7 protein-coding genes are annotated in these 11,319 nt (G+C 43.5%); 3 read left to right on the top strand and 4 right to left on the bottom strand.

What is annotated here, in order from left to right; translation table 11 throughout:
• Positions 1-3 precede the first annotated feature (3 nt).
• Positions 4-891 (top strand): bacteriophage abortive infection AbiH family protein, encoded by an 888-nt coding sequence (locus MTF66_RS12705; protein WP_248527337.1) that lies wholly within the window; start codon positions 4-6, stop codon positions 889-891.
• 425 nt (positions 892-1,316) lie between these two features.
• On the opposite strand, the gene gcvP is transcribed toward MTF66_RS12705, so the two are convergent.
• From gcvP to MTF66_RS12685, 4 genes are all read right to left on the bottom strand, one after another.
• A complete protein-coding gene (gcvP, locus tag MTF66_RS12700; RefSeq protein ID WP_217876115.1) occupies positions 1,317-4,208 on the bottom strand; it encodes an aminomethyl-transferring glycine dehydrogenase in 2,892 nt (963 codons plus the stop codon).
• 199 nt (positions 4,209-4,407) lie between these two features.
• Entirely contained in the window at positions 4,408-4,797 is a 390-nt protein-coding gene (gene gcvH / locus MTF66_RS12695; RefSeq protein ID WP_054551324.1) for a glycine cleavage system protein GcvH, read from the bottom strand.
• A gap of 51 nt (positions 4,798-4,848) precedes the next feature.
• Positions 4,849-5,931: a glycine cleavage system aminomethyltransferase GcvT gene (gcvT, locus tag MTF66_RS12690; protein ID WP_248527336.1), complete on the bottom strand. Its 1,083-nt coding sequence runs from the start codon at positions 5,929-5,931 to the stop codon at positions 4,849-4,851.
• A gap of 180 nt (positions 5,932-6,111) precedes the next feature.
• Positions 6,112-6,711, bottom strand: a complete 600-nt coding sequence (locus tag MTF66_RS12685) for a hypothetical protein (RefSeq protein WP_235374187.1) — start codon at positions 6,709-6,711, stop codon at positions 6,112-6,114.
• A gap of 124 nt (positions 6,712-6,835) precedes the next feature.
• Here MTF66_RS12685 and MTF66_RS12680 point away from each other — a divergent pair, with 124 nt between their 5' ends.
• A complete protein-coding gene (locus MTF66_RS12680; RefSeq protein WP_054551321.1) occupies positions 6,836-7,681 on the top strand; it encodes a LysR family transcriptional regulator in 846 nt (281 codons plus the stop codon).
• 1,019 nt (positions 7,682-8,700) lie between these two features.
• Entirely contained in the window at positions 8,701-10,851 is a 2,151-nt protein-coding gene (locus MTF66_RS12675) for a TonB-dependent receptor domain-containing protein (RefSeq protein ID WP_248527335.1), read from the top strand.
• Positions 10,852-11,319: the final 468 nt, after the last annotated feature.

Genomic DNA, 11,319 nt, shown 5'->3' with positions numbered 1-11,319 from the left:
TTTATGAGCACTTTAGTTATTATTGGAAATGGGTTTGATATATGGAACAGCCTACCAACGAATTATTGGTATTTCTATGAAAAGTACAATAGATCTTTGGAAGACCACATTCAGTATTTTGATGACTTTTACTGCGAAGATACCGAGTGGGCAAATTTTGAAGAGTCTTTAGGCTCATTCAATCATGATAACTTCCATGACAATGCTGCAATGCAACCTTCGATAGAGGAAATGGCTGATGACAATACTCTTTTATATGGGTTCGAGGACGAGATATCAATCAAAAGAGATGAATTAGTTGATGACATCACTACCGCATTTAAGCAATGGATTAGTTCAGTTGACGTTAGCACTGCAGAAAAACTGATTGAACTTCCAAGTGATTTAAAGTTCGTTACCTTCAACTACACAACAACATTACAAGATGTATACGGAATTTCCGAAGAAAATATTTTGCATATCCATGGGAAAGTACGTGCAAATATTATTTTTGGCCACGGGCGTGGTGCCAGCTCACACATCAATAGTGAAGAAAGTGATGAACCATGGTTCGAAGAGTCTCTTAGAAGTGCGTCTTCAGTATCTGAAGTATTTCATAAGCCAGTGGACAAAATTCTTGAGCGCAATAGAACTCAATTGGAAGGCTATGGCCCTATCACTGAAATTTTTGTTATTGGGCACTCAGTTAACGATATCGACTTACCGTATTTTCAATGTATCTTGAATGCGTATCCAGATGCAGAATGGAAAAATTTCAACTATATAGATTTGGACAACGACATTGATGCAGTAACAGCAACTCACAATAAGCTTATTAGAGCAGGTGTTCCAGAAGATAAATTGACATCAAGTTCATCAGAACATCTGAAGACAATTTTCTCTTTGGTTTAACTGATTTGAATTAGTCTCGACTTGATTTTACATTTTTGAAACAGAGTACGATAAACAACACATAGGGTCAGGTCTTGCTTTTTGAGTTAATTCTATCTTCTTCGCGCGAAATAAATTTCACGCCTACGGTTTCGGGTTTAGCCTTAGCAATGTGCGGGTACTTTAACTTAAAACTTATGGCTTCTTTACTCTTTCCTCTTGCAACTCGCTAACTTGTATTCTTAATCTAACTTCTGACGACTGATATCTAACAACTCTTTTTTCAGCGTTAAAACGCCTCCTACAACTCACATCTCGAAACTCGTTCCTCGCAACTTTCCCCTTTCCCCTTGCTAACTCGCTAACTTTCCCCTCGCTAACTTTCTCCAACAAAAAAGCCGTTACATTGCTGCAACGGCTTTTTGGCATTTGAATTTAATCAAACCTTAGTCACGGTATGTCTCTACCGCTGGGCATGAACAAACTAGGTTACGGTCGCCGTATACGTCATCGATACGCGTTACTGTAGGCCAGAATTTGTCTTTTGCTACGCTTGGTACTGGGAATGCAGCGTAAAAACGGTCGTATGCACGATCCCACTCATTGCCTAGTACGTCTGCTTGTGTGTGCGGTGCAAACACTAGCGGGTTGTTTTCAATTGACCATTCGCCAGATGCGATACGGTCAATTTCTGACTTGATTGACACCATTGCTTCGATGAAACGGTCGATCTCAACTTTAGACTCAGACTCAGTTGGCTCAATCATTAGTGTGCCAGCTACTGGGAATGACATAGTTGGTGAATGGAAACCGTAGTCTTGTAGACGTTTAGCTACGTCCATTTCAGTGATGCCTGTTTGCTCTTTAAGTGGGCGTAGGTCAACAATACATTCGTGCGCAACGCGGTTGTTACGGCCACGGTATAAAATTGGGAAGTGCTCGCTTAACTTCTCAGATAAGTAGTTAGCGTTCACGATAGCCATTTCTGTTGCTTGTTTTAAGCCTTCAGAGCCCATCATAGCAATGTATGCCCACGAGATTGGTAAAATAGCTGCTGAGCCGTAAGGAGCAGCAGAAACCGCACCGTTACCGATGTTTGTGCCAGCAACATTAATTACGCTGTGGTTAGGCATAAATGGCGCAAGGTGAGATTTAACACCGATTGGGCCAACACCTGGACCACCACCACCGTGTGGAATACAGAATGTTTTGTGTAGGTTAAGGTGCGATACGTCAGAACCGATTGAACCTGGGCTTGTAACACCTACTTGCGCGTTCATGTTTGCGCCGTCCATGTACACTTGACCGCCGTGCTCATGCACGATGTCACAGATTTCACGAATTGTTTCTTCGTAAACACCGTGTGTAGATGGGTAAGTGATCATGATACAAGATAGGTTTTCAGATACCTCTTCGGCTTTCGCTTTAAGGTCTGCCATATCAACGTTACCGTTTTTATCACAGTCAACAACCACAATTTTCATGCTTGCCATTTGTGCAGACGCTGGGTTTGTACCGTGCGCTGAACTTGGGATCAAACATACGTTACGGTGACCTTCACCGCGTGACTCGTGGTATTTACGAATCGCGATTAAGCCTGCGTATTCACCTTGTGCACCTGAGTTAGGTTGTAGTGAAACTGCATCGTAACCTGTGATGTTTACTAACCAATCATGTAGTTCTGTCATCATGATTTGGTAACCCGCTGCCTGATCAAGTGGGCAGAATGGGTGTAAGTTTGCAAACTCAGGCCAAGTGATTGGGATCATCTCAGCTGTCGCATTAAGTTTCATTGTACATGAACCTAATGAGATCATTGAGTGGTTAAGCGCTAAGTCTTTGTTCTCTAGGCGCTTGATGTAACGCAACATTTCAGTCTCGCTGTGGTACGAGTTGAAGTTAGGGTGCGTTAAAATTTCGTCATCGCGTACTAGGCTTGCAGGAATTGAGTTGCTGCCGTTTACTTCGATTTCGTTTGCAAGTGCGTCAACGCTTAGGCCGTGATCTTCACCTAAGATGATGTCGAATAACTCAGCTACGTCTGCACGGGTTGTTGTTTCTGATACAGAAATTGAGTATTCACCTGCGCGGTTAGACGCAAAGTTAACACCGTGCTCTACTGCACGTGCAACAATTTCGTCTTTGTTATCTGCAACAACAGTCAGTGTATCGAACCATGTGTCGTGCTTAAGGTTTACACCTTTCGCTTTTAAGCCCGCCGCTAAGATATCTGCAAAACGGTGGATACGCTCAGCGATAGTTTTAAGGCCTTGTGGACCGTGGTAAACCGCGTAGAACGCTGCCATGTTCGCTAGTAATACTTGCGCTGTACAGATGTTTGAGTTGGCTTTTTCACGACGAATGTGTTGTTCACGTGTTTGCATTGCCATACGTAGTGCGTCGTTACCTAAACGGTCTTTAGAAACACCGATAATACGACCTGGTAGTGAACGCTTGTACTTGTCGCGTGTTGCGAAGAATGCAGCGTGTGGACCACCGTAACCCATAGGTACACCAAAACGCTGTGCCGAACCAAGTACTACGTCTGCACCTAGTTTACCTGGTGCTTTAAGCATTAATAAGCTCATGATGTCTGCAGCAACACAGGCAATCGCTTTTTTGTCTTGTACTTGTGCGATTAGGTCAGTTACGTCAGTGATTTCACCGGTTGTTGATGGGTATTGGAATAATGCACCAAAAATCTCATGATTAGCCGCTTCGCTTGCAGGACCAACTACCACTTCAAAACCAAACTGGTCTGCACGTGTAGCAACAACGTCGATAGTTTGCGTGTGTACGTCATCAGCAATGAAGAAGATGTTTGCTTTTTTAGCTTTAGCAACACGCTTTGCAAGACCCATTGCTTCTGCAGCAGCCGTTGACTCGTCAAGTAATGACGCGCTTGCTAAATCAAGACCAGTTAGGTCTAGGGTCATAGTCTGGAAGTTTAATAATGATTCTAAACGACCTTGTGCAATCTCTGGTTGGTATGGTGTATACGCAGTGTACCAGCCTGGGTTCTCAAGTACGTTACGTAAAATTACGTGTGGTACGTGAGTTGGGTGGTAGCCTTGACCGATGTATGATTTGAACACTTTATTTTTGCTTGCTACTGATTTTAAGTAGCTTAGTGTTTCAACTTCAGTGCGGCTTTCGCCAATTGATAAACCTTGCTCTAAGCGAATGCTTGCAGGTACCGTTTGACCGATCAGCTCTTCAACACTCGATACTCCAAGAGCGCTCAGCATGTCGCTTACTTGCGCTGGGCTTGGCCCAATGTGACGGCGAATAAAATCTTGCTTTTGCTCTAATTGTTCAAGAGATTTGGCGTTTGACATTTGTCCAGATTCCTATGATCCAAAAAAAAGTGGTTACTGCCAATGGGTAACTGGCAATAACTTAAAAACAGGTTGATTCAGTAACTTACAGCGTATGGAAAAGTAAGCTATAAAATCATAAAAGCCCCAGTGAAACCCAAGCTACGCATTTAGTTAGCTGGGGATCTAGACGGGGCTTTTAGTCGGCGTGACTAATTAATTAGTCTTCGTCGATTGTGTTAGCGTAGCCTTCAGCGTCTAACAGGTTATCAAGCTCTGATGTGTCAGATGCTTTGATACGGAATAACCAACCGTCAGTGTACGGGTCGTTATTTACTGTTTCAGGCGAATCTTCAAGCTCTTCGTTGATTGCAACGATTTCACCGCCGATTGGTGCGTAGATGTCTGATGCTGCTTTTACAGACTCAGCTACTGCGCAGTCTTCACCCGCGTCAACTTCATCACCAACTTCTGGTAGTTCAACGAATACCATGTCGCCAAGAAGTTCTTGTGCGTGCTCAGTGATACCTACAGTAAACGTACCGTCACCTTCGTCGCGAACCCACTCGTGTGAAGTAGCATATTTTAATTCGCTTGGGATATTGCTCATCTTTTTGTTCCTTTGGTTTATATTGGGTGATAACACCAAATTTTTTATAGTTTAGATAACTGATTTGCCGTTACGTACAAAGCAAGGTTTAACAACCTTAACGTTAACCAGTTTTTTACGCATCTCTACTTGGGCTGTTTCGCCAGTTGAACGCGGAACGCGTGCTAGCGCAACACTGTGACCAAGGGTTGGTGAGAATGTACCAGAGGTAATCACCCCTTCACCACCTTCAACGATGACTTTTAAACCGCTACGCAATACGCCTTTTTCTTCAAGCACTAAACCAACTAGTTTGTCTGTGCTCTTATCAGCGCGTTGCTGTTCTAATACTTCACGACCGATAAACTTACGATCTTCTGGCTCCCATGCGATTGTCCACGCCATGTTTGCAGCAAGTGGAGAAACACTTTCGTCCATATCTAGGCCGTAAAGGTTCATACCCGCTTCAAGACGTAACGTATCACGTGCACCTAGACCTGCTGGCGCTACGCCTGCGTCTAGAAGTTGTTGCCATAAATCAGCAGCTTGATCGCTAGGCACTACGATTTCATAACCATCTTCGCCAGTATAGCCTGTTGTCGCAATAAATAAATCACCTGCTTGCACACCAAAGAAAGGCTTCATACCTTCAACAGCAGCTTGTTGCTCTGCGTTAAGTACTGTTGCTGTTTTAGCACGTGCGTTAGGGCCTTGAACGGCAATCATTGCAAACTCTGGACGCTCAGTAACCGTTACGGCGAAATCAGCCGAAACTTTAGCTAAATGCGCTAAATCTTTTTCACGTGTTGCTGAGTTAACAACTAAACGGTAGTTCGTTTCTGAGAAGAAGTAGATGATTAGGTCGTCGATTACGCCGCCTTCTTCGTTAAGCATACCAGTGTAAAGTGCTTTACCCGGTACAGTTAACTTAGCAACGTCGTTTGCAACTAGCTTACGTAAGAACGCTTGTGCTTGCTCGCCTTGAATATCGACAATAGTCATGTGAGATACGTCAAACATACCTGCATCTCTGCGAACCGCATTATGCTCTTCGATTTGTGAGCCGTAGTTGATTGGCATTTCCCAGCCGTGGAAATCAACCATTTTTGCGCCAGCTTCAAGGTGCTTAGCATGTAAAACTGTTTTAGAAGTCATAATATTCCTTCACTTTTAAATTAACCCACAAGTTGTGGGGCGTGGCCTCAATTTAATGAGGGGGAATAACATGGGCGGCGATTATACATTAGTTGCACAGTTGTCACACCCAAATTGCGATTTTGTAACTAAAAAACAGCTAAACACCCAAGTGCGTAGCTGTTTTAAAAATTTTATCTTTTAAGCAACGTTGGCTAAGGCTAAATCAAAGCCGAGCTGCTGTAAGTGCGTTTGCCATTTATCGAGCTCTGCTTGGCGCGCCACCAGCTGAAATTGCTGTGTTGCTTGGTTATCAATCGCGGTAATAAATACCTCACCGCTTTGTGCACCATAACAACTGCGCATGTCTGATAAACGCAGCCCCGGCGTTAGCTTAAAGCTGTCGACCAAGGCATCAAACGCCTGCTCACCACTTAGGGTTAGTGCGCTTAAATCGTCACGCATTACATAATCAATGTCGTAACGTAGTTGTTGCTCATTAATAAGCGACTGTAATTGCACGCTGGCACCTTTACCTAGCACAAAACGAAATGCAGTTTCGTTAAAGTAATACAGGGCATAAGCGTAGCTGCTTGTTAGGTCATCGTCTAATGAGCTACGTAAGCCTAAACCGCTTGCGGTTAGCTTATTAATATCAAGACCTAAAATAGCCGTTAAAAATGGGATTGCTTCAGTGCCACTAAAATCCATAATGGCAGTATCGCTATTTGCTTGTAGCACGTTGTCTGCTGGGGTCTCAGCTTGGCTGTGGCGAGCAAACATTATTGGCGTAAAAGTCATATGTGACACCTATCAATCGTTAATGCTTGAAGTATATTGCGCCGTGCTGGCAACAACAAATTGTAATTATTTATCAATTGATAAATAATGCTTATATACATAGCCCTATAAATAGAATTTTTTAATGAAAAACATTTCTACCGATAGTTTACGTACTTTAGTCACTGTTGTTGAAGTTGGCGGATTTGCCAAAGCAGGTGAATTATTGGGGCTATCGCAACCGGCTGTGAGCTTACAAATAAAGCGCCTTGAAGACATGCTGGGCCATAAGCTGTTTAAAAAGCAAGGCCAGCGCCAAGTGCTTAATCAATATGGCGAACTGCTCATGCCATTAGCTAAGCAAATGCTGCAACAAAACGATGCCATTTTGCAGCAGTTCACCAGCGAAAACGTAACAGGTAAAGTGCGCTTGGGGATCCCCAGTGAATTTGCCGCACGTATTTTACCTTCGATCATAGGTGACTTCGTGGCCCTCTACCCTGACGTATCGCTCGAAGTGCGCTCTCGTTTGAGTAAGCATTTATTGTCAGTCTCGCGCCAAGATCAATTCGACTTAGTGTTGGCATTAAACGAAGAGCTAGAATCTGCTAAGTTCCCTATTTTTATGCAAGACCAACTAGTATGGGTGGGCGATTTAAACCTTGCACAGAACGATGTAGTAACGCTTGTAACCGCTCCAGAGGGATGTATTTATCGCCGCCGCGCAATCGAGGCACTACAAAGTGCGGGTATTAAATACCGCATTGCCTACAGTAATGCCGACTTAACTGGCCTAACTGCGGCGTTAAAAGAAGGCTTAGGCATTACAGTGCTTGCAAAAAGCACCGTTCCGAATGAGCTTAATTACCAAATACAAACCAAAGACCTCCCTGAGCTTGGTCAAATCGGTATTAGTTTAATTAAACGTACCGACGACCCCGGCACCGCCGTAGACAAACTCGCCGAATTCATCGCCCTGCGTTTGACTTAGGATTGAGTTGCGAGTTTACAAAATTGTAGCAGCGATTTTATATCGCGTAGGAATGGTTTTAACCATGAATAATTTAATTTGAGAACGCGGGGTAAAACCGCTGCTACTGGTTCGGCGTTAAAACGCCTCCTACAACTCGCATCTCGCAAACTTTCCCCTTTACTCTTGCAACTCAATAACTTGTTGGATTTCGCTCCGCTCTAACCAACCTACGAGCTGATAGCTTCTTTACCCTTTCCCCTTGCGACTCGCTAACTTGGGTATTTTAATCTAACTTCTAACCACTGATATCTAATATCTCCATTTTTTCGGCGTTAAAACGCCTCCTACAACTCGCATCTCGCAAACTTTCCCCTTTACTCTTGCAACTCAATAACTTGTTGGATTTCGCTCCGCTCTAACCAACCTATGAGCTGATAGCTTCTTTACCCTTTCCCCTTGCGACTCGCTAACTTGGGTATTTTAATCTAACTTCTAACCACTGATATCTAATATCTCCATTTTTTCGGCGTTAAAACGCCTCCAACAACTCGTATCTCGTCCCTCGGAACTCGTACCTTTCCCCTTTACTCTTGCTAACTTGCTAACTTTTAATCTGATAGCTCTTTTGTTCATCGCGCGAAATAAATTTCACGCCTACGGGTATGCATTTCAATTTAACTATGTGCTGGCACAATCTAATCTAACTTCTAACCACTGATATCTAATAACTCTTTTTTTCGACGTTAAAACGCCTCCTACGTCTCGTATCTCGTCCCTCGGAACTCGTACCTTTCCCCTTTACTCTTTCTAACTCGCTAACTTTCAATATGAAAGCTGACGGCTCCGCCTTGTTAAGTTTTACTTAACAACAATCAAAACCCCATCTTGGTATTACAATACTACTATATTCATTATATTTAATTTATTTCATAAACTTACAGTTCAGGCCTGTTTTATTACAAATAGGATTGATTCGCATTTTTTTACATGTTTTAATTGCGCCGGTTAAAAAAATCTAAACACATACAGGACACACAATGACACCTAAGTTTATTGTTTCTACGCTTTCGACTGCGGTCGCTTTATCTTTAAGCGCTAATGCTTTTGCAAAAGATGTAACTAAAGAAGAGAAGAACTTCGAGCAAATCACTGTAATTGGCTCTGCATCTGCAATTAACGATATTCCTGGCTCTGCTACTTTTATTGATGAGCAAGAACTAGAAAAGTTTGAATATACTGATATCTCACGTGTTTTAAGTGCTGTACCGGGTGTATATGTACAAGAAGAAGACGGCTACGGCCTTCGCCCTAACATCGGTATGCGTGGTACGGGTACAGGTCGTAACGACAAAATCTCAGTAATGGAAGATGGTGTACTTGTAGCACCAGCACCTTACTCAGCGCCTTCTGCTTACTACTTCCCTACTATGGGTCGTATGGAGTCGATCGAAGTACTTAAAGGTGCAGCGTCTGTTAAGTATGGCCCACGTACAACAGGCGGTGTTTTAAACTTAGTTTCTCGTAGCTTACCAACTGAAGGGTCTAAAGGTTTACTTAACGCTGAACTTGGTAGCGATGGCTTCTATAAAGGTCATGCTTACTTCGGTAAAAAGAAAAACAATGCTGCGGGCCTTGTAGAAGTATTCACTTACGGTGCAGATGGCTTTAAAGATTTACCAGTAGGTAGCGACAACACAGGCTTCGAAAAGAACGATTTCTTATTAAAGTTTGGTTTTGACTTTGGTGATAACGAAGCACACAGCCTAGAAATGAAATTAAAGTACTCAGACGAGCGCTCTGACGAAACTTACATGGGCTTAACTGACGCTGATTACCAAGCAAACCCTTACCGTCGTTATGCTGCATCGCAAAACGATGAAATGAACACACAGCACAATGCATACCAAATCAACTATGCATACCGCTTTGGTAAAGGTTACGAGCTACTTGCTACAGCTTACCTGAACGATTTCCACCGTAACTGGTATAAAGCAAGCAAAGTAAGCAGCAGCTACCTTGAGCAATACAGCGAGTTTGAAGCAAACCCAACGAGCGAAGGTATTGAAGGTGTTGGCGTAAAAGCGAATAACCGTGACTACCAAGCGAAAGGCTTACAAACTGAATTCCATATCCCAGCGGGCAACCACTACATCACTGTGGGTGCACGTTACCATGAAGATGAAATGGATCGTTTCCAATGGGAAGACAAGTACACGCTTAACCAAGACCTATCAATGACGCTTACAGAAAAAGGCGTTCCAGGTTCAAACAGCAACCGTTTAGATAGCGCAGAAGCGACGACTCTTTTCATTCAAGATGAGTGGTCACTTGATGCATTAGTTATTAGCGCAGGTCTTCGCTACGAAGACATCACAATCAAACGTGTTGAATGGGCTAAGTCTGATCCAAAGCGTGAAAATGGCTTAACAAAAGATATCAGCAACGACACTGAGATCTTAGTACCATCACTAGGTGCTACTTACACTGTAAGCGATAACCTAACGCTTCTTGCTGGTATTCAAAAAGGTTACGCACCAGCAGCCCCAGGTAATGCGGATCAAGAAGAAGAAGAGAGTGTTAACATTGAGCTAGGTGGTCGTTACGATTACGCTGGTATTCAAGGTGAAGTAATTTACTTTAACTCTGACTACACAAACATGCACGGTAACTGTACTGCAGCTGTAGGTTGTAGCGATGACAACATTGGCGACCAATACAACTATGGTGAAGTATCTGTGTCTGGTTTTGAGCTAAGCGCAGGTAAAGTGTTTGCTACTAACGCAGCTTCATTCCCAGTACGCTTAACTTACACTTACACTGATTCACAGTTCGACAATGCGTTTGAATCAGATCTTTGGGGTAGCGTAGAAAAAGGCGATGCAATGCCATACGTACCTGAAAACCAATTAGCGCTTTCAGTGGGTGCTGAGTTCTCAAGCTTCGTATTCGATACGCAAATGCGTTATGTATCTGATGCTCACGCAGATTTAACAGACTCAGGTCGCAATGCAATCGACAGCCGAGTTGTGTGGGATTTAGCAGCTAAATACCTAATCGACGACAAACAAAAAGTATACCTAACAGTAGACAACCTGTTTGACAAAACCTACGTTGCAAACCGTGCAAACGGCGGTATTCAACCAGGTAAACCACGTACCCTACAACTAGGTTACAGCTACTCGTTCTAATAAAACGACTTAGCGAAATATCAAAAGCCGTGTGATGAAAATCCCACGGTTTTTTTGTGGGTGAGAGTTTGCGAGTTGCGAGTTGCGAGTTGCGAGTTGCGAGTTGCGAGTTGCGAGTTGCGAGTTGCGAGTTGCGAGTTTTCAAAATTGTAGCAGCGATTTTATATCGCGTAGTAAATGAAATATGTAGTCGTTCTGCTTACATGACACGCTTTAAATAGATCAACGCGCGAAATAAATTTCACGCCTACGGTGCTAGGTGCTAGGTGCTAGGTGCTAGGTGCTAGGTGCTAGGTGCTAGGTGCTAGGTGCTAGGTGCTAGGTGCTAGGTGCTAGGTGCTAGGTGCTAGGTGCTAGGTGCTAGGTGCTAGGTGCTAGGTGCTAGGTGCTAGGTGCTAGGTGCTAGGTGCTAGGTGCTAGGTGCTAGGTGCTAGGTGCTAGGTGCTAGGTGCTAGGTGCTAGGTGCTA

This window comes from Pseudoalteromonas sp. 2CM39R (assembly GCF_023161845.1).
Note: the sequence above shows the minus strand (reverse complement) of the source record. Positions and strands in the feature narration are given on the sequence as shown.